Here is a 21,528-nt window from a genome sequence, read left to right as displayed (position 1 = left end):
GGCTCTTCATTAGCGATGGGCGCTAGGTGCGGCTAGTGCACGGGCGGTGGCGACATCCGCATTGATCGCCGTTTTCAGCGCCTCCAGAGAGGCAAATCGCTGCTCTTCACGCAGCTTCTGGTGGAAAACCACCGTCAAACGCCGGTCATACAGATCGCCGGCAAAATCTAAAAGATGGACTTCAAGGTGAGCTTTGCCATCACCTTGCACCGTGGGCCGTACGCCAATATTGGCGACGCCGGGCCAGGTCTTGCCGTCGATGTCGACATCCACCAGATACACTCCGGTAAACGGCACGCGACGACGCTTGAGTTGAATATTGGCAGTGGGCGTACCCAATTGCCGAGCCAGCTTCTGGCCATGCAGCACACGACCCGCGATGCGGTACGGGCGACCGAGCAAACGTTCGGCCAGGGCAAAATCGGCGGCGGCCAAGGCGTTACGCACCTGAGTGCTGCTGACGCGAATGCCATCCAGCTCGACGGTTTGCGCGGCTTCGACGGTAAACCCGTGAACCTGCCCGGCCTGCAGCAGGAAATCGAAATCGCCGAGGCGGTCGCAGCCAAAGCGGAAATCGTCACCGACTTCCAGATGCTGCACGCCGAGCCCGTCCACCAGAATGGTGTCGACGAACTCACTGGCGCTGAGTTTGCTCAGACGCTGGTTGAAGGCCAGGCACAGGACCCGGTCGACACCTTCGGCGGCCAGTAGCTGCAGTTTGTCGCGCAACCTAGCCAGACGTGCCGGCGCGGTCTCGGGGGCGAAAAACTCCCGTGGCTGCGGCTCGAAAATCACCACGCAGCTGGGTACGCCCAACTCGAGCGCACGCTCACGCAGTCGGGCCAGGATAGCCTGGTGACCACGGTGAACACCGTCAAAGTTGCCAATAGTGGCGACGCAGCCCCGATGCTGGGGGCGCAAGTTGTGGAGGCCTCGAACCAGCTGCATAACGCGCTTCTTGCTCATAAAGTGGTCGATTATAACCACACCCGACGGTCGACGACAGGCAACACCGTAACGCAAAGTGATCGAGCCGACAAAACTGCCGGCCCGCGCCCATTCATAAAGGGTAAAACCTCAGCTCAAGGCCTTGCGATTGAAGTCGCGCAGACGGAAACCGAGCAGCAGCAACATGCCGAAATACGCAACCACGCCAGCCACCACCAATGCCCCCAGACGCAGGAAGCGCTCAAGCATGTGGCCTTGATCCCACGCCGGCATGAAATGCATGCCGATCAGCAACACCACCGACATCACCGCCACTGCCACGATCAGCTTGAAACCGAACTTGGCCCAACCCGGTTGCGGCTGGTACATCTGCTGTTTGCGCAACTGATAGAACAGCAGCCCGGCGTTGAGGCACGCACCGGCACTGATCGCCAGGGCCAGGCCGGCGTGGGCCAGCGGACCAATCAATACCAGGTTGAACAACTGAGTACACACCAGCGTGAAGATTGCGATTTTTACCGGCGTACGGATGTTCTGTTGCGCATAGAAGCCTGGCGCGAGCACTTTGATCACGATAATCCCGAGCAGACCGACAGAATAGGCAATCAATGCTCGCTGAGTCATTTCGGCATCGAAGCCAGTGAACTGACCATACTGGAACAACGAAACGGTCAACGGCTCGGCGAGGATCCCCAGCGCCAAAGAGCACGGCAACACCAGCACAAAGCACAGGCGCAGGCCCCAGTCGAGAATCCGCGAATATTCGTGGCGATCCTTGCTGGCGTAGGTTTTGGCCAGCGTCGGCAGCAGAATCGTGCCCAACGCCACGCCCAGCACCCCCGATGGCAATTCCATCAAACGGTCGGCGTAATACATCCAGGACACTGAACCGGCAACCAGAAACGAAGCAAAAATGGTGTTGATGATCAGCGAAATCTGGCTGACCGATACGCCAAGGATCGCCGGTAACATCTGCTTCATTACCCGCCATACACCGGTATCACGCAGATTCAGGCGCGGCAGCACCAGCATGCCAATCTTTTTCAGATGCGGCAGTTGAAACAGCAACTGCGCCAGTCCCCCGACCAATACCGCCCAGCCGAGCGCCATGACCGGCGGATCGAAGTACGGCGTGAGGAACAGCGAAAACACGATCATGCTGACGTTGAGCAAGGTCGGCACAAATGCCGGCACCGAGAAGCGGTTCCAGGTATTGAGGATCGCACCGGCCAGCGAGGACAGGGAGATCAGCAATATATAAGGGAACGTCACCCGCAAGAGGTCAGAGGTGAGCTGGAATTTTTCCGGGGTATCGGTGAACCCCGGGGCGGTGGCCCAGATGACCCACGGCGCGGCGATCATGCCCAGCGCGGTGACCAGCGCCAGCACCAGCGTCAGCAAACCCGATACATAGGCGATAAAAGTACGGGTCGCTTCTTCGCCCTTCTGGCTTTTGTATTCCGCAAGAATGGGCACGAACGCTTGGGAAAAAGCCCCTTCGGCGAAGATCCGCCGCAACAGATTGGGCAATTTGAAGGCGATAAAGAAGGCATCTGTCGCCATTCCGGCGCCGAATATTCGAGCAATCAGCGTATCGCGAACAAACCCGAGAACCCGGGAAATCATCGTGATAGAGCTGACGGCGGCCAACGATTTGAGCAGATTCATTGAAGGAGTTTGTGCCTGTCGATAAACAGCAGGCGAATAAAGCGCCTACTTGTGCGATACTCCGCGCCGCAGCAGCACAGAGCCAAAGCTCGCGAGTTTACAGGTCAAGCGCCGGAAATAAATATCCCGCCTCTTTATACCTACCACTTAGCGGAACGATTCAAGTGCCCTTGACAAGACTTCTCTTCATCGGCATGATTCGCGGCCTATTTTGTTTGCTATTTCCTAAAAAGTCTTTCGAGGAGCTCGACGGTGGCCAACTCACCTTCCGCCAAAAAACGTGCAAAACAGGCTGAGAAGCGTCGCAGCCACAACGCCAGCCTGCGTTCCATGGTTCGTACCTACATCAAGAATGTAGTTAAGGCCATCGACGCAAAAGACGCTGAAAAAGCTCAAGCTGCATACGTTCTGGCTGTGCCAGTTATCGACCGTATGGCCGATAAAGGCATCATCCACAAGAACAAGGCTGCTCGTCATAAGAGCCGTCTGAATGGCCACGTCAAGGCACTGAAAGAAGCTGCCTAAGCGACGTAGTCATTAGAAAACCGACCTTCGGGTCGGTTTTTTATTGCCTGCGATTTGGCGCCCCTCTCATCACAACCCCGCAAACAGGCACGCACCCGATCAAGGGTACGCACCCGACTCACCGAGTCTACTCACCAAAATTGAACATGACCGGCTTCGGTGGAGGACACCCCTCTGGCGGCGGAAAGTTCTGCACGCCCGACTCATCGTACCCGGTGTAACAGCCGACCAGCTCGCCACCCTTAAAGTTGAAGCGACGCTCAACGACGCCGGTCGAGTAGTAGCAGACCATTTCACCTTCACGCTTCGCATAGGAATAGTCTTTGTATTCCCGTCCCTCAACGGTGATCAGACGATATCCCTGCATGGGCTCGGAGCACTTCAATTGCCCATTGGGGTAGTAATCGTTGTGAATCACACGATCATCCGCACCCAACAGCACCTCCTCGACCTTTCGCCCTTCGTAAGACTCGTGACGCACACTTTGCCTGACCCCGAACAGGTAATCGGCCTCGAAGTAGGCTACCCCATCACCGCGAAAACTACGCTGCAGGCCACACGGCTTTATTCTTGTGTACTTGCCATCGACCACATGGCAGTAATTTCTGTCTGAAACCAACGCCCCAGCCTCATTAAACGACTGATCGTTGCCGATGGGCTCATCCGCCTCATAAATGGCCACCCGGTCTAACCGACCATTTGAGTGATAGGTACGAAAGGGCCCCTCTCTATTTCCATGAAGCCAGGTGATGTCAGACAGCAGTACCGAACCATCATCGGTATAGGTCAGCGCACGCCCCTTGATCTGCCCCGCCACGTAGGTCGCCGAATAGGTCAGCTTGCCGTTCGCAGCGTAAGTTTCTCTCAAGCCATCAAGCGCACCGGCCTTGTAGTGCTCAAGCAGTCGCAGCACACCCGCAGCATCAACCTCGCGCAGCTCTCCATCCTTTTTACCCGCGACAAACGACAAGGTTTGAACGCGGTCGCCGTCCACTTTGAGAGTCCAGGCGCCCTCCCTGGCACCCGAGACATAAGCACCCTCTCCTTCGCCACTGACCCAACGACCATTCTGCCGACCATTCAGATACTCGCCGCGAGAGATAATCTCACTCCCCCTGACTCGCTCTGCCGGGCCATCCAGAACATCTTGCCTGTACGTGTCGAAACCAGAAATATCTTCATCTTTATCGTACGCAGTGATCGTCCAGCGCCCCTCACGCAAACCATCGACGAACAAACCCTCGGAAACACTATGGCGCTCGTTGACCACCCAGGTGCCCTGCCTCAAACCATTCGCATAAGCTCCCGAGGCCTCGGAGACCGCTGCATCAAACTCGATCCAGTCACCCGTCTTCTTGCCCTGAACCATCACGCCTCGCTCCAGCACACGATCACCCCACAACTTAACGAGAGGGCCGTCCTCCGAACCCACATAACGTTTCGGGTCAGACTCCCACGCAATTTGCGTTACACGAAAGGCCGGAGCGAGCTCACCCTCCTCCATCGGCGTGCGCTCGTAGGTCAGCGTCAACCAACGCCCTTCGCGCTGCAGAAAGGTTTTCTTGTAGGCGTCATAGACACCATCTTCTGACGGCTCACCGCCCTCCGAGGCCGGAACGCCACCAACACCGAATTCGCCCACTAACGTGCCAGCCGTGGGATCGAGCGCATCGAACTCGGGGATGCCAGTTGTCGCCATCTCATAACCGTAGTCATAGGGCAGCAACTTGTTCAGCTCGCTCACTACCCGTGCGGCATTGAGCTTCTTCTGATTGCTCGCAATGCGATCCAGAACCGGCTGCAGACTGTTCAGCTTGCGATATTTGCCCGATCGCTCACTGAATCGATAGCCATGGAGCCCATTTCGCCCACCCGCTCGGGACAGGACAATCAAGGTCTGTATATCGCTATCGAGACTGGCGTAGAACACTGACTCGATGCTCGAATCACCGAAATTGTCGAGCATCTGCGGCACCGCTGTCGGCGCATCACACATGCACGCATACCCCACAACGCCCGACGGCTCGCGAACAAACGCCAACGTCGCGCCACTCTCCTGAGACTGAATCACCGGGTGCGCCAATGACTTTCCGGCATAAAACGGTTCGGCCTGCACTTGCATGGACAGCGAGCAACACACCATCAGCGACATAAAAAAAGAACGCATACGAATCCCTTCGCGCCTGAAGCACATCAATTCAACAAGGAGAAACAAAAAGGCGAGCCAAACGGCTCGCCCTCAATCATTCAACCAATGGGCCTGGAAACAAACCCGACCCTGTAATGGTTTCCAGCCTTATGGCTGAACCGGCACCCACGGCAAAATCGGAATGGCCGTCACCGCATTCTGTGGACTACCCTCGATCACGCGATCGCTATAGACCAGATACACCAGCGTATTGCGTTTCTTGTCGAGGAAACGCACCACCTGCATGGTCTTGAACACCAACGATGTGCGCTCCTTGAACACCTCATCGCCGTCCTTCAGCTCGCCCCTGAACTTGATCGGACCGACCTGACGGCAGGCAATCGAAGCTTCGGCGCGATCTTCCGCCAACCCCAGACTCCCCTTTACGCCGCCCGTTTTGGCACGCGACAGGTAGCAGGTCACACCTTCGACCTTGGGGTCGTCGAACGCCTCGACCACGATCCGGTCGTTCGGACCGACAAATTTGAACACCGTCGACACCTGACCGATTTCCTCGGCCGAGGCCAGCAATGGCAGCGCCATCAACAGACCCAACAATCCTCTTGCTACGCGCATTGAATTTTCCTTACACCAGAATCAGGTTGTCACGGTGAACCAGTTCCGGCTCAGCCATGTAACCCAGCAAACCGACAATCGCATCCGACGACTGACCGATGATTTTTTGAGCTTCCAGCGCGCTGTAGTTGGCCAGGCCGCGGGCAATTTCACGACCGTCAGGCGCCACACAGACCACCATTTCACCACGACGGAAACTGCCTTGCACCAGCTTGACGCCAACCGGCAGCAGGCTCTTGTTACCTTGAGACAGCGCCGACACAGCACCATCATCCAGCACCAGCGTGCCACGGGTTTGCAGATGCCCTGCCAGCCACTGCTTGCGCGCCGCCAACATGCCGCGCTCGGGCGACAACAACGTACCGATACGCTCACCTGCTTTCAGCCGATCCAGCACACGCTCGAGACGACCACCCACAATGATGGTGTGCGCACCGGAGCGCGCCGCCAGCCGTGCTGCGCGCAACTTGGTTTGCATGCCGCCGCGCCCCAGCGCACCACCAGTGCCACCCGCCACCGCATCCAGGCTCGGATCATCGGCGCGCGCCTCATAAATCAGCTGCGCTTCTGGATTGTTGCGCGGATCGGCATCGAACATACCGTCGCGATCCGTCAGGATCACCAGCAGATCAGCCTCAACCAGGTTGGCCACCAGCGCCGCCAGCGTGTCGTTGTCGCCGAAACGAATTTCGTCGGTAACCACCGTGTCGTTTTCGTTGATCACCGGGATGACTTTCAGCTCGACCAGCGCTCGCAGGGTGCTGCGGGCATTCAGGTAGCGCTTGCGATCGGACAGGTCGTCGTGGGTCAGGAGAATCTGCGCGGTGTGCCGGCCATGCTCGGCGAAGCTTGATTCCCAGGCTTGCACCAGACCCATCTGACCGATAGCGGCGGCAGCCTGAAGTTCGTGCATCGCACTGGGTCGTGCGGTCCAGCCCAAGCGACTCATGCCGGCCGCTACCGCCCCGGAGGACACCAGCACCAACTCGACACCAGCCTCATGCAAAGCCACCATCTGCTCGACCCATACACTCATTGCCGCACGATCCAGCCCTTTGCCATCAGCCGTCAGCAAAGCGCTGCCGATCTTCACGACCCAACGCTGCGCACCTGTCACCTTGCTCCGCATCATTTTCAACCTTAGCTTGAGGGCGGCGCGACCTGGCACCACCCGTGACGTTAATCGTGGCTATTCCTGACCAACTACTGATTTCCAGATACTAAAACGCCGCTCGATTGAGCGGCGTTCAAGTTTATCGCAACGGATCAGTCACGCACGTAAATGATTTCCGGACCGTCTTCGTCATCCACATCTTCTTCGTCCCAATCATCGTCGCCGATGTCGTGGACCGACTTCACGCCACTGCGACGCAGGGCACGCTTGTCATCCAGCGCCTGCAGTTGCGCACGCGCTTCGTCTTCGATGCGCTGATCGAGATCAGCCAGCTCTTCCTTGTAGGCAGGGTCATTGGCCAGGCGGTCGGCACGATCTTCCATGTAACGCATGATGTCGTGGCACAGACGCTCGGTACCCAGCTTGGAGATGGCCGAGATCACGTAGACCGGACCAGTCCACTCCAGGCGATCAACGATCTCCTTGACGCGCTCCTCGTGCTCTTCTTCAAGGATCTGGTCGCACTTGTTCAGCACCAGCCAACGATCGCGCTCAGCCAGGGACGGGCTGAACTTGATGAGCTCATTGACGATCACTTCAGCGGCATCCGGCGCGCTGGCGTCATCCAGCGGCGCCATGTCGACGAGGTGCAGCAGCAGACGCGTACGCGCCAGGTGCTTGAGGAAGCGGATACCCAGGCCGGCGCCATCGGAAGCACCTTCGATCAGGCCCGGAATATCAGCAACGACGAAGCTCTTCCAGCGATCGACGCTGACCACACCCAGGTTTGGCACCAGCGTGGTGAACGGGTAATCGGCAACTTTCGGCTTGGCTGCCGAGACCGAACGGATAAAGGTACTTTTACCGGCGTTCGGCAAGCCCAGCAGACCTACGTCGGCGAGCACTTTCATTTCCAGTTTCAGGTCGCGCTGCTCACCCGGTTTACCCGGAGTGGTCTGGCGCGGCGCACGGTTGGTACTGGATTTGAAACGGGTGTTACCCAGACCGTGCCAGCCGCCCTGCACTACCATCAGTTTCTGACCAGCCTTGGTCAGATCACCAATGACTTCCTGAGTAGCGGAGTCGATCACGGTGGTGCCGACTGGAACGCGCAGGATCAGGTCTTCACCTTTTTTACCGGTGCAGTCGGTGCTGCCGCCGTTGGAACCGCGCTCGGCATCGAAGTGCCGGGTGTAACGGTAGTCGACCAGGGTGTTGAGGTTTTCGTCGGCCATCATGTAGATGGAACCGCCGTCACCGCCATCACCACCGTTCGGGCCACCGTTCTCGATGAATTTTTCCCGACGGAAACTCATGGCGCCATTGCCGCCATCACCAGCTTTTACTCGAATCGATACTTCATCAACAAACTTCATAACCAACGCCTCTCGCCATACGGACGAGCCGAAAAACAATCAAGACATAAGACTCTTGCAAAAATGAGCGCAGCGACCCCAAAACACGACCTGTATCGCACGCCGACAGCCCATACAAACAGTTTTGCAAGAGACTCACCCCACAAACGAAAAAGCCCCGTCGCAAGACAGGGCTCTTCCAGCGATCTCGCGATTAAGCCGCGACAACGCTCACGTAACGGCGGTTGAACGCGCCTTTTACTTCAAACTTGATCACGCCTTCGATTTTCGCGAAGAGGGTGTGATCTTTACCCATGCCAACGCCGTAACCAGCGTGGAATTGGGTGCCGCGCTGACGCACGATGATGTTGCCCGGAATGATCTTCTGGCCGCCATACATCTTCACGCCAAGGCGTTTGGCTTCTGAGTCGCGACCGTTACGGGTACTACCACCAGCTTTTTTGTGTGCCATGAGTTCAATTCTCCTAGTGAGGAATTAGGCTGAAATTAAGCCTGAATACCGGTGATTTTGATCTCGGTGTACCACTGGCGGTGGCCCATACGCTTCATGTGGTGCTTACGACGACGGAACTTGATGATGCGGATTTTATCGTGACGACCTTGGGAGATCACTTCAGCCACAACAGTAGCGCCAGCAACAACTGGAGCGCCGATGTTTACGTCGTCGCCATTGGCAACCAACAGAACGCGATCAAAGGTAACGGATTCGCCGGTAGCGATTTCCAGTTTTTCGATCTTCAGGTATTCACCTGGGGCGACTTTGTACTGCTTGCCGCCAGTAACGATTACTGCATAAGACATGGTGTTTCTCCGATAATCCTGCTCACCCAGCTCTTTATAAGAAGAGGTATTGGCTGGCATGGCTGCATGGGGCTGGAAGGCCCGCTAGCAATTGCGTAAGGCAGGTGCTGCCCAGGAAGTTCAGGGTGCGCGATTGTACGCAAGCTATCGCAGGCTTGCAAGTAGCCGTCCATCGCGCCTTGACAGGTCTGGACGGGGGTCCTAGCATGCCGCGCAACCCTTCTGGAGCGACTCTCGCTGATGCAACCCCAAGCTTTCTACCGCGCGGTGGCGGACGATTTTAGCGCCGTCGACGGCATCATCAAGAAGCAGCTGACTTCCCGAGTGCCGCTGGTATCGAAAATCGGCGATTACATCACCTCGGCCGGTGGCAAACGCCTGCGTCCTTTATTAGTGTTGCTGTGTGGCAAGGCCCTGGGTCGCGAAGGCGATGACATGCGCCTGCTCGCCGCCACCATCGAATTCCTGCACACCGCGACTTTGCTGCATGACGACGTGGTCGACATGTCCGGCATGCGCCGTGGCCGCTCGACTGCCAACGCCATGTGGGGCAACGCACCAAGTGTACTGGTGGGCGATTTCCTGTACTCGCGCTCGTTCGAAATGATGGTCGAACTGGGCTCGATGCCGGTGATGAAGATCCTCTCGCAGGCCACGCGCATCATCGCTGAAGGCGAAGTGCTGCAACTGTCCAAGGTCCGTGACGCGAGCACCACCGAAGAAACCTACATGGAAGTCATCCGCGGCAAGACCGCGATGCTCTTCGAAGCCTCCACCCACAGCGCCGCCGCGCTGGCCGGTGCAACCGCCGAGCAGAGCGAAGCCCTGCGCACCTTTGGCGATCACCTGGGCGTGGCATTCCAATTGGTCGACGATCTGCTCGACTACAAGGGCGACGCTGAAACCCTGGGCAAGAACGTCGGTGACGATCTGGCCGAAGGCAAGCCGACCCTGCCGCTGATCTACACCATGCGCGAAGGAACGCCTGAACAGGCTGCACTGGTGCGTCAGGCGATCCAGAAAGGTGGGATCGAAGACCTGGAAAGCATCCGCATCGCCGTGGAAGCTTCCGGTTCACTTGAGTACACCGCGCAATTGGCTCGCGACTATGTGGCCCGTGCGATCAAGTGCCTCGAAGCGCTGCCGGCCAGCGAATACCGTGATGCACTGGTTGAATTGAGTGAGTTTGCGGTCGCCCGCACACACTGAAATCGCTGAAAAAAAATCAAAAAATCGCAGTTTTCGGCAGCTCCTACAGAGCTGTCGGAGCTGCGATTTTTTGCTTTTGGCGCCATCAGCGGAGAAACCCTATACAATGTGCGACTTTTAGCGATCCACTCTCAAGGAGCCCTAGTGAGCACGTTGCCACCCTGCCCGAAATGCAATTCCGAATACAGCTACGAAGACGGCACCCAACTGGTGTGCCCGGAGTGCGCCCACGAGTGGTCTGCCAATAGCGAAGCCGAAGCAGCCTCCGATGACGCCGTGAAGAAAGATTCGGTCGGCAACGTCCTGCAGGACGGCGACACCATCACCGTGATCAAGGACCTCAAGGTCAAAGGCACGTCGCTGGTGGTCAAGGTCGGCACCAAGGTCAAGAACATCCGCCTGTGCGATGGCGACCACGACATCGACTGCAAGATCGACGGCATCGGCCCGATGAAGCTCAAATCCGAGTTCGTCAGAAAAGTCTGAACCTGCTGTCATCCATCCCACGCCCGCCGTGGGATGGAGCTTCCCCCTCCCCTGCTCCCTCGGTACATCCACGCAATAGCCAAGCGCCAGCCGTTTTGACCTTACGCAATCTTTACCCTGAAAAATCTGCAATCCGCCAATAGGCGCTTGCTATTTGTTGAATAAGAATTATTCTCATTGAAACCCTTTCAATGGAGATGAGAACCATGACTTATTTGATCGACGCCTGGCTGGATCGCCCACACCCCTACCTCAGAATCCTGCATCGTGAAACCGGGGAAGTCTGTGCGGTGCTTGAAGAAGAAGCCCTGCATGAGCTGCAGGATCAGGGTGATCTGGATGTGAGCAGCCTGAATTCCAGCGAGCCGCTGGTGCTCAAGGAGCTGGTGCGCAATCTGTTCCTGTTCTGCTACGCCCGGGCCTTGCGCCCGACGAATGAACTGCATCACAAGATAGAACTATGAAAGTCACGGAAAAAACTGTGGGAGCCAGCCTGCTGGCGATGGCATCAAAGGGGTTTTGAACAAAAACCGCTCGACCCTTTCGCCAGCAGACTGGCTCCCACATTAGCCTGTCATGCTGACAGGCCAGGTCTTACAGAACGTCCAGCAGCTCGACGTCGAATACCAGAACGCTGTGCGGCGGGATGCTGCCAACGCCTTGAGCGCCGTAAGCCAGTTCGCTCGGCACGTACAGACGCCATTTGCTGCCGGCATTCATCAGTTGCAGGGCTTCGGTCCAGCCGGCGATTACGCCGCCAACCGGGAATTCTGCTGGCTGGCCACGCTCGTAGGAGCTGTCGAACACAGTGCCGTCAATCAGGGTGCCGTGGTAGTGAGTACGCACTTGATCTTCACGGCTTGGCTTGGCGCCTTCGCCCTGCGTCAGCACTTCGAATTGCAGGCCGGAAGCCAGAGTGGTGATACCGTCACGCTTGGCGTTTTCAGCCAGGAAAGCCAGGCCTTCGCCTGCTGCAGCTTCAGCCTTGGCAGCCGCTTCGGCTTGCATGATCTCGCGGATCACTTTGAAGCTGGCGGACATTTCTTCCTGACCCACACGGCTTTCCTTACCGGCGAAAGCGTCGGTCAGACCGGCCAGAATGGCGTCAAGGCTGACACCCGGTGGCGGGTTGTCGCGCAGCTGGTCACCCAGCTGACGGCCGATACCGTAGCTGACGCGAGTTTCGTCGGTGGACAGATTTACTTCGGACATGACACTGCTCCGCTGTGCGGACGACCAACAGACGTGCCGTGCGTACACAGCGCGTCCCGGCGCGCCCGGAACCAAAAGGGCGAGCAGACTAGCACAGATGCCTTGGCGTTTGGGGCGCCGGGTCTACAGTGCGGACCGCCAGGCGAGCGGCACTTTCAGACTTTCCTCGCCACTGGCGCCGAGGCCACACATTTCATCATGTACCGAGGTGTGTACGAGGTTGAATGGCAACACCGGGAAGCTATGCAGCACATCCCGGGCATGTTCGACCGAGCGTAGCGTCAACATCTGCCCTTGAGGATTGCTGAGCGGATACGCCGCTCCACGCATACGCGCTTCGAGCAGGTAAATGCCACCTTCCATGGAGATCAGGTTCAGCTCATCGACCTTGCCGGCGATGGCATACGCGTTCAACTCTTGCAGGTTCATGAACACACCTCACGCAGGGCGAGCCAGTAGGTCTACAGGGATATGCCTGCGGGCAAAAAAGCACAAGCCACAAACGACACCGCCCGTCTGTTTCGCAACAGACGGGCGGTTTTGCAGCAATCAAGGAATGATCAGTGCTTGGTGAGCTTATCCAGATAACCCATGGCAAATGCCGAAATCACAAACGTCATGTGGATGATCACGTACCACATCAGGTGCTCGGGATCGACGTTCTTGGCGTCCATAAAAATGCGCAACAAGTGGATCGAGGAAATCGCCACGATCGAGGCCGCCACTTTCATCTTCAGCGACGAGGAGTCCATGGTGCCCAGCCAGCTGAGCTTCTCTTTGCCCTCGTCGATGTCCAGTTGCGAGACGAAGTTCTCGTAGCCGGAAATCATCACCATCACCAGCAGGCCGCCGACCAGCGCCATGTCGATCAGCGACAGCAGGACCAGAATCAGATCCGACTCGGCCATCGAGAAGACGTTGGGGAGGATGTGGAAAACTTCCTGGAAAAATTTCAGTGCCAACGCCAGGAGTCCGAGAGACAGCCCGATGTAGATCGGCGCCAGCAGCCAGCGCGTGGCATACATTGCATTTTCGATAAAGCGTTCCATTGAATCTCACACAAGGGGGGTTGTAATGGGGGGCGAGTATACCAGCCCGCTGTGACAGCCAGAAACCGCCTGAAAATCCGCCACCAGCGCACGTGTGCGGCAATTTTTTCTGCTAGTGTCCAAACCATTGACGGCCCAGCGAAAGCGGACAGGAAAAGTGGAAATGGATGTGCGATTGCCGATAACGATTGCCGGAATTTGCTTCACCCTGCTCCTTGGCGGTTGCTCGCAAGGTGACGAAAAGCGCACCGTAAGCCTTGAAGAAAAAACCGCAAAATTCGAACAGTCACTGGACGCCATCACCGATCCGAAGCTCAAGGACGCCGTCACCGAACTCGGCGGTTCGCTGCTGTTGCTCGAACGCGCACAGCTCAAGCTCGACAGCAATCCGGCACAAACCGAATACGGCGAAGACGCCCTCGGCGTGCTCAAGCACTACCCTAACCCGCAAGCGCTGGTTGATACGTTTATCAAGGGTCTGTTCGTGCTGCACAAAGATGCCAGCTCCGATTACCTCACCGATCTGCAACCGGTTTTTCCTTTCAACCTGAACATCCCCGGTGGTTTCCTGTTCCCGCATGGCGTGGAATGGCAGTCGGTAACGTTGAGCAACAAGCGCGTCATTGCTTATCAGCCGGAATGGTCGGAAACCGATCCGGGCATCCAGCTCAGCCCGTCCAGCTCCAACGTTACCAATCCCGATGACCTGACCGTGACCTACCCGTTCATCGATGGTCTTGGGGTGGACAAAAAGACCTTGCCGCAACCGGTGAGCCTGCAAGGCCAGGTCGAAGTCATTGCGCCGCGCCGCTTGTACAGTTTCGACCTGACGCAGAAAGATGTCGGTCAGACCCGCACCAACGACAATCTCAGCGTCAAACTGCTCAAGCTTGAAAAGAACTACGCCGAAGTCGAATTCAGCAACAACCTGCCCCTGGCCCCGGAAGTCGCGGACGCCCAGCTCAATCCGCTGATCGTTCAAGCGCGTGATGGCACTGGTCAATACCTGGTGCGTGCCGGTTCGATCAACGAAAGTCCGGAGCAGGTTAACTTTTACCAAAAGCAACTGACGCACCTGCAACAGCAAAAAACCTGGAGCGACGCGCTGGAAAAGCAGCTCAGTGCCGACCAACTGGCGTTCGAGCAACAACACCCGCGCCGCTACAACAAGGTCTACTTCAATGGCCCGATCGAGACGCTGGAAGTCAGCCTGCTGGATTTTTCCTCGGTAACCGTGACACGCAAAGCGCTGGATCTGCCAATTCGCACTTTCAGCCCACACACTATGGAAAAAACAATCCAGCCATTGGACTTGCCGATTGTGGTGTATGACGATCTGGCCGCGAACTGGCTCAAAGGCGCGAGCCTGACCGAGGATCAGTTGAAGGCAGGCGTGCGTATTCAACAATCGGTGGAGGACTCGAGCGCTGCGCGCATCGAGTTTTCTCACCGCCGCACCTTCAACGACGAACTGCTCGGGGACGACTTCAGCCCTGGGGTCAGCCCGGTGACGTTCTTCACCGAAAAGCGCAGCGGCAAACTCGATGAACCGATCGAGCTACCGCCCGAGGCTTATCAGGTCGATCCACTGCAAGCGACGATCACCTACGATTTGAACCTGTTCCCGGATACGCCGGCGATTGCCGTCGGCTCAATGCCGCTGTTTCTAGCCTCGGTCGAGAAAAAAACCTACGACGCCAAGTCTTTGCCCAAAGGTCTGGAGATCAGGAACAACACGCTGGTGGTCGACTTGAAGCTATTTCCTGCCGATGAATGGCGGTTCTTCGTCAAGGACGACAGCGGCAAATACCTCAAGCAGATTCTCTCGGTCAGCCACGATGCGAGCGCAGAAGGCCCGGCGCTGTTTGGCGTGCACTACTTCTATGGCCGTCCTACCCACGTGGAAACCTATCAGCGAACCAACCTCTCCACCGTGCAATACGGCTTTGAGGTCAAGCTCGACAAGGCGCAGATGCCTGACACCGCGCCCTAACCGTTGAGGCTACGGCCGCGCCCGCCGTTGATCTGCCGAAGCTGGGCTTGCAGGTGCAGGCTCCAGATCTGCGGGTCGTCGGCCAGTTCATAGCCGTGCAACGTCAGACTTTCAACGATGGTGTCGAGAATCGACTCGGCGGCAATCGGGCCGTGGAACGGACCCTGGGCTTTGATGGCGGAAGGTTGTTCGCCGGCCATGCCGGCAGCGAAGAGCAGCGTCCACATGCCGTTATCGCCGGCCAACGGTTTGATGGCACATTCGATACGGGTCACGAGACCCAGGCATTGACGGGTGAGGCAGAGGTTGCGCGACATGGCGGCGACCCTCGGTGAAGCCGGTATTCAGCCCTCTCGGGAGGACTGGCTCGATCCAGTGATACTGTCGATATCCTTGAGCTGAGAATAGAAGAAAAGTCCGCCGTGCAAGCCATATGAAACCAGAATGCGCCGAATGGTCATTGTGTGAATATTGGCGTCAGAGTGATGGCACTTTTCACGAAGATCAGCGCAAAAATCAATCTGGAAAAACACTGTGGGAGCGAGCCCGCTCGCGAATGCGAAGTGTCAGGCAACTTAATCGTCGTCTGATACAGCGCTTTCCCGAGCAGGCTCGCTCCCACAGATTTACTGCATGAAGGCTCAGGCAGGTTTGGCTTCTACCAATGCCTCCTGCGCCAATTCCTTCTCGGCTTCCTTGAGGTCGTCTTCGCTGATCATCTCGGCAATATCGCGCAGGCGTTCCACTACTCGCGCATTGATGCTGCCCTCCGGGAATTCACCATCGGCATTCGGCTCACCGGCCGGTTCACCGACCAGCAGGCTCAACGCTTCGTCGGCCTGACGCACCGCGTACACGTGGAATTGCCCTGCGCGCACTGCCGCCAGCACTTTCTCATCGAGCATCAACGTAGCGACGTTGGCCTGCGGAATGATCGCGCCCTGCTCGCCGGTCAGGCCGCGCGCTTCGCAGAGGCGGAAGAAGCCTTCGATCTTCTCGTTGACCCCGCCCACCGCCTGCACTTCACCGAACTGGTTAATCGAACCGGTGATCGCGAAGCATTGCTTGAGCGGGGTTTTCGACAGCGCCGAAATCAGCGTGCACGCCTCGCCCAGCGACGCACTGTCGCCGTCGACGTAACCATAGGATTGCTCCAGTGCGATGCTCGCGGAAATCGCCAGCGGGAATTCCTGGGCGTAACGGCTGCCCAGATACCCGGTGAGGATCATCACGCCTTTGGAGTGGATCGGCTGGCCAAGATTGACCTCACGCTCGATGTCGACGATACCGCTGCCGCCCGGGTAAACCGTGGCGGAAATCCGCGCCGGCACACCGAATGCCGAGTCACCGACTTCAAGCACGGTCAGCCCGTTGCACTTGCCGACCGCCGCGCCATCGGTGTCGATGAGGATGATCCCGGCGAGCATGTCATCGAGAATCCGCGCCGACACGCGCCCAGTACGGGTGGCCTTGGCTTTCAAGGCGCGCTCGATGTGACCGGCATCGGTCATTTCATCACCGGCCAGATGCCGGATGAAATCAGCCTCGCTGACCAGTTGAAACAGATCACCGATGCGCGCCGACAACCGTCCCTGGTGTTCGGCCAGACGTGCGCTGTAAGTTGCCAGACGCGCGACCGCATCGGCCGTCAGCGGCGCCATGCCTTCTTCCGAAGTACGGGTTTTCAGCAGCTGGGCAAATTGCTCTAGGCTTTCGTCGACCATCGGGATGTCTTCATCGAAGTCGACCAGAACGCGGAACATCTCCTGGAAGTCCGGATCAAGGTCCTGCAGCGTGTAGTACAGCGACCGCGCGCCGATGATGATGACTTTGACCTGCAACGGGATGTGCTGCGGGTTGAGGGTCACGGTGGCGAAGCGGCCCATCTCGCCCAGCGGCGATTCCATTTTCAGCTTGCGCGATTGCAGGGCGCGTTTGAGCGCATCCCACACGAACGGCTCGCTGAGCATTTTTTCCGCTTCAAGAATCAGGAAACCACCGTTGGCGCGGTGCAAGGCACCCGGACGCAATTGGCGATAGGTGGTGTAAAGCGCGCCTTGATCAGTGGTGTATTCGATGCGACCGAACAGGTTTTCGTAGGTCGGGTGCGGCTCGAAAACCACGGGCGCGCCACCGCTGACCGGATGACCGACCACCAGACTCGGCGCGTATTGTTCTTCCAGCAGCTTGCGGGCGACGGCGTCGGTCTTGCTGTCGTCGACCAGTTGCTCGACCACGGTTTTCAGCAGGTACACCTGCATCGCTTGCAGGTAACCGCAGACCGCTGCGTTCTCCGCGTACTTCTCGGACAACGGCGACAGCAATGGCTGCAAGGCCAGGGTGATGGTTTCTTCATTGAGCGAACGCAGCTGATTGTTCGACTCACGCTTCCACTGCGGCAGGCTAGCGAGTTCTTCGTTCAGGCGCTCTTCGAGACCGGAAATGTCTTCGTGGAAACGCTCGCGATCGGCTTCCGGCAACTGGGCGAACTCAGCTTCATCCAGCGCCTTGCCGTCGAGCATCGGTGTGAAGGCGATGTTGCTGCTGTCGCGATACAGGGCAACGTCTTTTTCCAGGGCCAGACGCTCGATGATGTCTAGGGCCTTGTCGTAGCGCTGGTTGAAGGCGCGGTCGATGGCGCTTTTCTTTTGCTGGTAGGACGGGTGTTCGAAGACCGCCGGAAAAGTCGCCAGCAGGTTGTCGATCAAGCCGTTGATGTCACCGATGAACGCGCCGGCCGTGCCCGATGGCAACTCCAGTGCGCGCGGTTCGCGCGGTTCATCGAAATTATTCACATAGACCCAGTCCGCCGGGGTCTGCAGGCGCTTGCCTTCGGCCTTCAGGTAGCGTTTGACGAACGAGAAGCGACCGGTACCGGGCTCGCCCATGACAAAGACGTTGTAACCGGGGCGTGGCATGGCCACACCGAACTGCAAGGCTTCGACCGCACGTTCCTGGCCGAGCACACCGCGAAAGGGCTCCAGATCATTGGTGGTAGTGAAGCTGAACTGTTCAGCGGAAAACGGACGGGTCAGCGCTTCGGGCGCTAGACGCAAGCTGGCAGCAACAGGATCAGGCATCGGGCTTCCTTAACAATCAGGCGGGGCAGATAGCGGCATTCTGGCGCTGCCCGTACCCCACTGGCAAGGCGCGCCATGTGACAAAGCATAGACAAACGCCCGTCCCGTGACCCGCCCCCTTGAAACCGGGGTTTATTCCAAATATTTTGCAAAAACTCACGGAACCCCAGGAACGTGCCTAAACTCCAAACTGCGCGGCTGGAACTAATACCGGCCCACTGGCACCGTCAGGAGCCAGAACCCTGTCCATTGGTATGCACATAAAGAGATAAAAGCTATGAAACGGATTCTTCTCGGTACTCTCTTCACCGCTGTATCCATCAACGCAATGGCGCAAGCTCCAGGCGGCCCGGATTGCGGTTGGGGCAACATGCTGTTCGAAGGTCAGCGTGGCACCCCGGCTCACTTCCTGGCATCCACCACCAACGGCACTTCCGGTAACGCCACGTTTGGTATGACCTCCGGCACCAACGGTTGCTCGACCAACGCGTCGCTGACCTATGGCGGCAAATCCTGGTTTGCCATGAATGGCATGATGAACGAGCTGTCTGAAGACATGGCCAAGGGCAACGGCGAAGCGCTGACGACCTATGCCGTGGTACTGGGCGTGGCGCCGGAAGACCGTGCGCACTTCGCTGCTGTGACTCACGAGCACTTCCAGCAGATCTTCAGCAAGGCTGACGTGACCGCTGAAGACGTGCATACCAACACCCTGTCCGTGCTGAAATCAGACCCACGTCTGGCCAAGTACGCAACGCAGGCTTAAGCTCGACCCTGCCCGCTTCCTTCGGGGAGCGGGTTTTTATTTTTTCGGCCCGTCCCTCCTTGGGCTTTTGTTTTTTTCCTGTTTAAGTTGCCGACTATGCTCAAACGCCTTGCCTGGCTGGCGCTCTGTGTCTGCGCCCCGCTGTCCGCCGCGCCAAACATCGACCCTCAACGTTTGCAGCAACTGGCCAATGACCGCTTCTGGATTTCCCTCGGTCATTACGAAACCGCCAAGCTTGGCGGCTGGCGCAGCTATGTCAGCGACAAGAAATTCTTTCTCGCGCCCGATGGCAATGAACACCCCGACCGTGAGCTGGCCGCCACCGTGCAGGCGTTGTACGCCCCGGCCAGTCTCGGTGAGCAGCACGCGCAATGCGTTTATCCGGCCCGCACCCGTTGGTTGAAAACGCAGCTCAACCTGACCGACCTGCCGATGCCGGCGTGCGCCGAATACAAAAAGTGGTTCAAGGACGTCTCGCCGCACAGCGCGGTGATGATCTTTCCGGCAGCGTATCTCAACAGTCCGTCGTCGATGTTCGGCCACACCCTGCTGCGTATCGATCAGGCTGACGTGCAAAGCGACAAGACCTCGCTGCTCAGTTACGCGATCAACTTTGGCGCCTACATCGAAGGTTCGGACAACAGTATTCTTTACGCCTGGAAAGGCTTGATGGGCGGCTATCCGGGGCTGTTTGCACTGGTGCCGTATCAGGAAAAACTCTCCGAATACCGCAGCCTGGAAAACCGAGATCTGTGGGAGTACCGGCTCAACCTGACGCAAGAAGAAACCGCACGCATGGTCGAGCATGTGTGGGAGTTGAAGCAGATCCAGTTCGACTATTTCTTCTTCGACGAAAACTGCTCCTACCGTCTGCTCGAACTGCTGCAAGTGGCCCGGCCGAGCCTGCGCCTGACCGAACAATTCCCGCTGACCGCAATCCCTACTGACACGGTCAAAGCCGTTAAAGAAGCGGGTCTGGTGGAAAGCATCGAATACCGCCCGTCCCGTGAGCGCGAATTGCTCAGCCGCGCCGAACCGTTGACTGACGAAGAACAGCAATGGGTGCTGAAAGTCAGCGCCGAGCAGCAGGTGTTGCAGGAACCGGCCTTCAAGGCCCTGCCCCGCGCCCGGCAAGCGCTGATCATCGACGCCGCGTATCGACTGGAGCGCTACCGCGCCAACGGTCAGGAACGTGATCCGCAACGGGCGCAGCGCAGCTTTGAACTGCTTCGGGCGATCAACAAGAACCCGGCACCGGAGCTGGAAATTCCTCGTCCCGGTCTGCCGGAGGATGGCCACGAGTCGCGCACCTGGCAGGCCGGCCTCGGTACTCGCGGCGACCGTGCGTTCGCCGAGTACGGCTTGCGCATGGCGTATCACGACCTCAACGACAACGCCGAAAGTTTCCCGCTCGGAGCGCAAATCGAAATCCTGCAGATGAAGCTGCGCCAGTACGAAGGCAATCACTGGCAGTTCCAGCAACTGGATCTGGCGACCATTCGCTCACTGACGCCACGTAACGAGTTGCTGCAGCCGCTGTCGTGGCAAGTCACGGGCGGACTTGAGCGCGTGCCGGGCAAGCATGATGACGAAACCCTGGTCAGCCACGTCAATGGCGGCGGTGGCGGTACGTGGCAATTGGGTGAAGACGTGCTCGGTTTTGCCCTCGGCACGGTGCGCGTCGAACACAACAATGACTTCGCCGAGTTCGTTTCCCCCGCCGGCGGTTTCAATACCGGCGTACTGTGGAAAAACCCGCTGGGCAACCTGAGTCTGGAGGCCAAGGGTGATTACTTCATCAATGGCGAAGTGCGTCGCAGCCTCAGCCTGAATCAGCAGTGGGAGCTGTCGCGTAACCTGGGTTTACGCCTGAGTGCGCAGCGCGAGTTCAGTCATGTGGCAACACCTGAGACTGAAGTGATGCTTGAGGTGAAGTGGTATCACTACTAAGCAGACATACCACTGACCCTGTGGGAGCGGGCTTGCCCGCGATAGCGGACTCACAGCCAACAGAGATGTTGAATGTGATGGCCTCATCGCGGGCAAGCCCGCTCCCACAGGGATCTCTACTGGTTAACGAATTACTCACACGCCTTTCACCAACATCCAACGAATCCCCTTCTAGACTCACCCCATAAGCCGTGTGACGGCTCGGGAGAGTGCGATGTGGCGGTGTGTGGTTTCGCTGGGTGTTTTGCTATTGCTGAGCGGTTGCCAGACCACTCACGAGGATTTGATCGCCAAGGGTTATCCACCGGCCTTTGCCGACGGGTTTGATGACGGTTGCGTCAGCGGCCGACAAGCCGCCGGATCGATCAGCGGCGAGTTTCGCAAGAATGTGCCGCGCTATCTCAAGGACAAGCAATACGCCGAGGGCTGGACCGACGGTTTCCGCCAGTGTCAGGCGATGCTGGAAAACAAGGATCGCAACGACTATCGCAACGAGCACTGGGACGAGCGCGAGCGCGCCTGGCAGCAGCAGAAGGATCAGGGCGCCGCGCGGGCCTATCGCTCGCAATAGGTCGTTTGCAGACATC

Annotated in this window: 21 protein-coding genes; 8 read left to right on the top strand and 13 right to left on the bottom strand. The window is 58.0% G+C overall.

The annotated features are described in order from the left end of the window. Positions 1–9 precede the first annotated feature (9 nt). Together ribF and murJ are read right to left on the bottom strand one after the other, a co-directional pair. The gene (ribF, locus tag AB4P92_RS20245; RefSeq protein WP_042561145.1) at positions 10–948 is read right to left on the bottom strand and encodes a bifunctional riboflavin kinase/FAD synthetase; all 939 of its coding nucleotides are present in this window, start codon (positions 946–948) and stop codon (positions 10–12) included. A gap of 129 nt (positions 949–1,077) precedes the next feature. Then, entirely contained in the window at positions 1,078–2,616 is a 1,539-nt protein-coding gene (murJ, locus tag AB4P92_RS20240) for a murein biosynthesis integral membrane protein MurJ (protein WP_042561146.1), read from the bottom strand. Positions 2,617–2,868: 252 nt separating this feature from the next. Here murJ and rpsT point away from each other — a divergent pair, with 252 nt between their 5' ends. Further along, a complete protein-coding gene (gene rpsT / locus AB4P92_RS20235; protein ID WP_003228351.1) occupies positions 2,869–3,141 on the top strand; it encodes a 30S ribosomal protein S20 in 273 nt (90 codons plus the stop codon). 127 nt (positions 3,142–3,268) lie between these two features. On the opposite strand, the gene AB4P92_RS20230 is transcribed toward rpsT, so the two are convergent. The 6 genes from AB4P92_RS20230 to rplU all read right to left on the bottom strand — a co-directional run bounded on the left by AB4P92_RS20230 (position 3,269) and on the right by rplU (position 9,196). Beyond that, positions 3,269–5,308 carry a hypothetical protein gene (locus tag AB4P92_RS20230; protein WP_395598054.1) on the bottom strand — a complete coding sequence of 680 codons (2,040 nt, stop codon included), beginning with the start codon at positions 5,306–5,308 and terminating at the stop codon, positions 3,269–3,271. 129 nt (positions 5,309–5,437) lie between these two features. Beyond that, positions 5,438–5,905: a CreA family protein gene (locus AB4P92_RS20225; RefSeq protein ID WP_395598053.1), complete on the bottom strand. Its 468-nt coding sequence runs from the start codon at positions 5,903–5,905 to the stop codon at positions 5,438–5,440. A gap of 10 nt (positions 5,906–5,915) precedes the next feature. Then, on the bottom strand, positions 5,916–7,034 hold the full coding sequence (gene proB, locus AB4P92_RS20220; RefSeq protein ID WP_042561149.1) for a glutamate 5-kinase: 1,119 nt from the start codon (positions 7,032–7,034) through the stop codon (positions 5,916–5,918). Positions 7,035–7,171: 137 nt separating this feature from the next. Further along, entirely contained in the window at positions 7,172–8,395 is a 1,224-nt protein-coding gene (gene cgtA / locus AB4P92_RS20215; protein WP_115146542.1) for an Obg family GTPase CgtA, read from the bottom strand. Positions 8,396–8,588: 193 nt separating this feature from the next. Continuing rightward, a complete protein-coding gene (rpmA, locus tag AB4P92_RS20210; RefSeq protein ID WP_003176049.1) occupies positions 8,589–8,846 on the bottom strand; it encodes a 50S ribosomal protein L27 in 258 nt (85 codons plus the stop codon). 35 nt (positions 8,847–8,881) lie between these two features. After that, entirely contained in the window at positions 8,882–9,196 is a 315-nt protein-coding gene (gene rplU / locus AB4P92_RS20205; protein ID WP_003230856.1) for a 50S ribosomal protein L21, read from the bottom strand. A 240-nt stretch (positions 9,197–9,436) separates the two neighbouring features. On the opposite strand from rplU, the gene AB4P92_RS20200 reads away from it, so the two are divergent. The 3 genes from AB4P92_RS20200 to AB4P92_RS20190 all read left to right on the top strand — a co-directional run bounded on the left by AB4P92_RS20200 (position 9,437) and on the right by AB4P92_RS20190 (position 11,355). Continuing rightward, positions 9,437–10,405, top strand: a complete 969-nt coding sequence (locus tag AB4P92_RS20200) for a polyprenyl synthetase family protein (RefSeq protein WP_007909817.1) — start codon at positions 9,437–9,439, stop codon at positions 10,403–10,405. A 144-nt stretch (positions 10,406–10,549) separates the two neighbouring features. Next, positions 10,550–10,891, top strand: a complete 342-nt coding sequence (locus AB4P92_RS20195) for a zinc ribbon domain-containing protein YjdM (protein ID WP_395598052.1) — start codon at positions 10,550–10,552, stop codon at positions 10,889–10,891. A gap of 206 nt (positions 10,892–11,097) precedes the next feature. Beyond that, entirely contained in the window at positions 11,098–11,355 is a 258-nt protein-coding gene (locus tag AB4P92_RS20190; protein WP_150602192.1) for a hypothetical protein, read from the top strand. A 130-nt stretch (positions 11,356–11,485) separates the two neighbouring features. Here the strand turns inward: AB4P92_RS20190 and AB4P92_RS20185 are convergent, their stop codons facing one another. The 3 genes from AB4P92_RS20185 to AB4P92_RS20175 all read right to left on the bottom strand — a co-directional run bounded on the left by AB4P92_RS20185 (position 11,486) and on the right by AB4P92_RS20175 (position 13,152). Beyond that, positions 11,486–12,103, bottom strand: a complete 618-nt coding sequence (locus AB4P92_RS20185) for an FKBP-type peptidyl-prolyl cis-trans isomerase (RefSeq protein WP_042561153.1) — start codon at positions 12,101–12,103, stop codon at positions 11,486–11,488. Positions 12,104–12,226: 123 nt separating this feature from the next. Next, positions 12,227–12,532 (bottom strand): DUF6482 family protein, encoded by a 306-nt coding sequence (locus AB4P92_RS20180; protein ID WP_042561154.1) that lies wholly within the window; start codon positions 12,530–12,532, stop codon positions 12,227–12,229. Between the two features lie 131 nt (positions 12,533–12,663). Continuing rightward, positions 12,664–13,152, bottom strand: coding sequence for a TIGR00645 family protein (locus tag AB4P92_RS20175; protein ID WP_042561155.1), 489 nt, complete (start codon positions 13,150–13,152; stop codon positions 12,664–12,666). 163 nt (positions 13,153–13,315) lie between these two features. Between AB4P92_RS20175 and AB4P92_RS20170 the strand changes: the two genes are divergently transcribed. Next, positions 13,316–15,145, top strand: a complete 1,830-nt coding sequence (locus tag AB4P92_RS20170) for a hypothetical protein (RefSeq protein ID WP_395598051.1) — start codon at positions 13,316–13,318, stop codon at positions 15,143–15,145. Here AB4P92_RS20170 and AB4P92_RS20165 read toward each other — a convergent pair. Then, positions 15,142–15,462: a hypothetical protein gene (locus tag AB4P92_RS20165; RefSeq protein ID WP_042561157.1), complete on the bottom strand. Its 321-nt coding sequence runs from the start codon at positions 15,460–15,462 to the stop codon at positions 15,142–15,144. The genes AB4P92_RS20170 and AB4P92_RS20165 overlap by 4 nt on opposite strands. A gap of 324 nt (positions 15,463–15,786) precedes the next feature. Continuing rightward, positions 15,787–18,225, bottom strand: coding sequence for a Lon protease family protein (locus AB4P92_RS20160; protein ID WP_047303324.1), 2,439 nt, complete (start codon positions 18,223–18,225; stop codon positions 15,787–15,789). A 277-nt stretch (positions 18,226–18,502) separates the two neighbouring features. Between AB4P92_RS20160 and AB4P92_RS20155 the strand changes: the two genes are divergently transcribed. The 3 genes from AB4P92_RS20155 (at position 18,503) to AB4P92_RS20145 (ending at position 21,512) form a co-directional block, all read left to right on the top strand. Continuing rightward, positions 18,503–18,991, top strand: coding sequence for a DUF3015 domain-containing protein (locus tag AB4P92_RS20155; protein ID WP_042561159.1), 489 nt, complete (start codon positions 18,503–18,505; stop codon positions 18,989–18,991). A gap of 96 nt (positions 18,992–19,087) precedes the next feature. Further along, a complete protein-coding gene (locus AB4P92_RS20150) occupies positions 19,088–20,941 on the top strand; it encodes a DUF4105 domain-containing protein (protein WP_042561160.1) in 1,854 nt (617 codons plus the stop codon). 214 nt (positions 20,942–21,155) lie between these two features. After that, positions 21,156–21,512 carry a hypothetical protein gene (locus AB4P92_RS20145; RefSeq protein WP_042561161.1) on the top strand — a complete coding sequence of 119 codons (357 nt, stop codon included), beginning with the start codon at positions 21,156–21,158 and terminating at the stop codon, positions 21,510–21,512. Positions 21,513–21,528 lie beyond the last annotated feature (16 nt).

The organism is Pseudomonas sp. A0308, from assembly GCF_044218815.1.
GTDB classification, from domain to species: Bacteria; Pseudomonadota; Gammaproteobacteria; order Pseudomonadales; family Pseudomonadaceae; genus Aquipseudomonas; species Aquipseudomonas iridis.
This window is presented reverse-complemented; position numbering and strand designations above follow the sequence as displayed.

What these genes read in the sequence shown, in the direction of transcription:
- AB4P92_RS20185 (WP_042561153.1), bottom strand. Translation starts at nt 12,103, where the DNA reads ATGTCCGAAGTAAATCTGTCCACCGACGAAACTCGCGTCAGCTACGGT.
- AB4P92_RS20155 (WP_042561159.1), top strand. Translation starts at nt 18,503, where the DNA reads ATGAAACGGATTCTTCTCGGTACTCTCTTCACCGCTGTATCCATCAAC.
- AB4P92_RS20225 (WP_395598053.1), bottom strand. Translation starts at nt 5,905, where the DNA reads ATGCGCGTAGCAAGAGGATTGTTGGGTCTGTTGATGGCGCTGCCATTG.
- rpmA (WP_003176049.1), bottom strand. Translation starts at nt 8,846, where the DNA reads ATGGCACACAAAAAAGCTGGTGGTAGTACCCGTAACGGTCGCGACTCA.
- AB4P92_RS20145 (WP_042561161.1), top strand. Translation starts at nt 21,156, where the DNA reads ATGTGGCGGTGTGTGGTTTCGCTGGGTGTTTTGCTATTGCTGAGCGGT.
- AB4P92_RS20190 (WP_150602192.1), top strand. Translation starts at nt 11,098, where the DNA reads ATGACTTATTTGATCGACGCCTGGCTGGATCGCCCACACCCCTACCTC.
- AB4P92_RS20165 (WP_042561157.1), bottom strand. Translation starts at nt 15,462, where the DNA reads ATGTCGCGCAACCTCTGCCTCACCCGTCAATGCCTGGGTCTCGTGACC.
- AB4P92_RS20175 (WP_042561155.1), bottom strand. Translation starts at nt 13,152, where the DNA reads ATGGAACGCTTTATCGAAAATGCAATGTATGCCACGCGCTGGCTGCTG.
- ribF (WP_042561145.1), bottom strand. Translation starts at nt 948, where the DNA reads ATGCAGCTGGTTCGAGGCCTCCACAACTTGCGCCCCCAGCATCGGGGC.
- AB4P92_RS20180 (WP_042561154.1), bottom strand. Translation starts at nt 12,532, where the DNA reads ATGAACCTGCAAGAGTTGAACGCGTATGCCATCGCCGGCAAGGTCGAT.
- cgtA (WP_115146542.1), bottom strand. Translation starts at nt 8,395, where the DNA reads ATGAAGTTTGTTGATGAAGTATCGATTCGAGTAAAAGCTGGTGATGGC.
- AB4P92_RS20160 (WP_047303324.1), bottom strand. Translation starts at nt 18,225, where the DNA reads ATGCCTGATCCTGTTGCTGCCAGCTTGCGTCTAGCGCCCGAAGCGCTG.
- murJ (WP_042561146.1), bottom strand. Translation starts at nt 2,616, where the DNA reads ATGAATCTGCTCAAATCGTTGGCCGCCGTCAGCTCTATCACGATGATT.
- AB4P92_RS20200 (WP_007909817.1), top strand. Translation starts at nt 9,437, where the DNA reads ATGCAACCCCAAGCTTTCTACCGCGCGGTGGCGGACGATTTTAGCGCC.
- AB4P92_RS20170 (WP_395598051.1), top strand. Translation starts at nt 13,316, where the DNA reads ATGGATGTGCGATTGCCGATAACGATTGCCGGAATTTGCTTCACCCTG.
- AB4P92_RS20230 (WP_395598054.1), bottom strand. Translation starts at nt 5,308, where the DNA reads ATGCGTTCTTTTTTTATGTCGCTGATGGTGTGTTGCTCGCTGTCCATG.
- rplU (WP_003230856.1), bottom strand. Translation starts at nt 9,196, where the DNA reads ATGTCTTATGCAGTAATCGTTACTGGCGGCAAGCAGTACAAAGTCGCC.
- proB (WP_042561149.1), bottom strand. Translation starts at nt 7,034, where the DNA reads ATGCGGAGCAAGGTGACAGGTGCGCAGCGTTGGGTCGTGAAGATCGGC.
- AB4P92_RS20150 (WP_042561160.1), top strand. Translation starts at nt 19,088, where the DNA reads ATGCTCAAACGCCTTGCCTGGCTGGCGCTCTGTGTCTGCGCCCCGCTG.